Below are 1815 nucleotides of genomic sequence, written 5' to 3'. Positions count from 1 at the left end.
AAGCAGAGACCATCAAGAACACTCAACTGGCCGAAGAACTGGCCCTGCCGCCAGTGAAAATTCACTGCTCCGTACTCGCTGAAGACGCTATCAAGGCGGCCGTTCGCGACTACAAGCAGAAGAAAGGCTTGATCTGACTTTCAAGATTTGGCGACGAGTAAGGAGTCACCGATGGCTATCAGCATGACAGAAGCGGCTGCTCAACACGTGCGACGCTCCCTCAACGGGCGCGGCAAGGGTGATGGGATTCGTCTGGGTGTTCGCACCACGGGCTGTTCCGGCCTTGCCTATGTGCTGGAGTTTGTCGACGAGGTGGGCGCGGACGATCAGGTGTTCGAAAGTCACGGCGAGAAAGTGATCATCGACCCGAAAAGCCTGGCCTACCTGGACGGCACCGAGCTTGATTTCGTCAAGGAAGGGTTGAACGAAGGCTTCAAGTTCAACAACCCCAACGTACGCGGTGAGTGTGGCTGCGGCGAAAGCTTCAATATCTGAGGCTGCTCGTGGGTACTCCTTGTCATTTCGCTTTATTTGAGCTGCAACCGAGTTTCAATCTGGACCTCGATCAGCTGGCTACGCGCTACCGTGAGTTGGCGCGCGGCGTTCATCCGGACCGCTTTGCCGACGCTTCCGAGCGTGAGCAGCGGCTGGCGCTCGAGCAATCCGCGAGCCTCAACGAGGCCTACCAGACGCTCAAAAGCCCCCCCAAGCGCGCGCGATACTTGCTCGCATTGAGTGGTGGCGAGTTGCCGCTGGAGGTCACGGTGCATGATCCGGAGTTTCTTCTGCAGCAGATGGAGTTGCGTGAAGAGCTCGAGGATCTGCAGGACAGCGCCGACATGGCGGGTATTGCCACGTTCAAGCGCCGTCTCAAGGCAGCTCAGGATGAACTGAACCAAAGCTTCGCAGCTTGCTGGAATGATGCGGCGCAACGCGAACGGGCCGAACGCCTGATGCGGCGCATGCAGTTCCTMGACAAGCTCACCTACGAAGTGCGCCAGTTAGAAGAGCGCCTCGACGATTAACCCAGTGCCGCTCCGGTCGCACGCCTGATATACAGATAAGTCCTGATCACGATGGCCCTACTGCAGATCGCCGAACCCGGCCAAAGTCCTCAACCGCACCAGCGTCGTCTGGCTGTGGGGATCGACTTGGGCACTACCAATTCGCTGGTCGCTGCATTGCGCAGTGGTCTTTCCGAGCCTCTGGCCGATGCGCAAGGGCGGGTTATCCTGCCGTCTGCCGTGCGCTATCACGCCGATCGCGTCGAGGTCGGCGAATCGGCCAAACTGGCTGCCGCTACCGATCCTCTGAACACTGTGCTGTCGGTCAAGCGCTTGATGGGACGTGGTTTGTCCGACGTCAAGCAATTGGGCGATCAGCTGCCATACCGTTTTGTCGACGGCGAGTCGCACATGCCGTTCATCGACACGGTGCAAGGCCCGAAAAGCCCGGTCGAAGTCTCCGCCGATATCCTCAAGGTGCTGCGTCAGCGTGCCGAAGCGACCTTGGGTGGCGAACTGGTCGGCGCAGTGATCACCGTTCCGGCCTATTTCGATGATGCTCAGCGTCAAGCCACCAAGGATGCGGCCAAGCTGGCCGGCCTGAACGTGCTGCGCTTGCTCAATGAACCGACCGCTGCTGCGGTGGCTTACGGTCTGGATCAACAGGCTGAAGGCCTGGTTGCCATTTATGACCTGGGCGGTGGCACCTTCGATATTTCGATTCTGCGTCTGACCGGCGGTGTGTTTGAAGTGCTGGCTACCGGTGGCGACAGCGCGTTGGGTGGCGATGACTTCGATCACGCCATTGCTG

General features: G+C 59.3%; 4 protein-coding genes. All 4 read left to right on the top strand.

Features of this window, described 5'->3' with window-relative positions:
* Positions 1-137: iron-sulfur cluster assembly scaffold protein (locus AC1DLB_RS29060; protein ID WP_477786194.1), on the top strand; the 137-nt coding region annotated here is incomplete at its 5' end.
* Positions 138-171: 34 nt separating this feature from the next.
* Positions 172-495, top strand: coding sequence for an iron-sulfur cluster assembly protein IscA (iscA, locus tag AC1DLB_RS29055; RefSeq protein ID WP_007941391.1), 324 nt, complete (start codon positions 172-174; stop codon positions 493-495).
* An 8-nt stretch (positions 496-503) separates the two neighbouring features.
* Positions 504-1025, top strand: coding sequence for a co-chaperone HscB (gene hscB / locus AC1DLB_RS29050; protein WP_018927068.1), 522 nt, complete (start codon positions 504-506; stop codon positions 1023-1025).
* 51 nt (positions 1026-1076) lie between these two features.
* On the top strand, positions 1077-1815 hold a 739-nt coding region (locus AC1DLB_RS29045; protein WP_477786193.1), incomplete at its 3' end, for an Hsp70 family protein.

It is taken from the genome of Pseudomonas sp. 05N434 (assembly GCF_056396965.1).
Note: the sequence above shows the minus strand (reverse complement) of the source record. Positions and strands in the feature narration are given on the sequence as shown.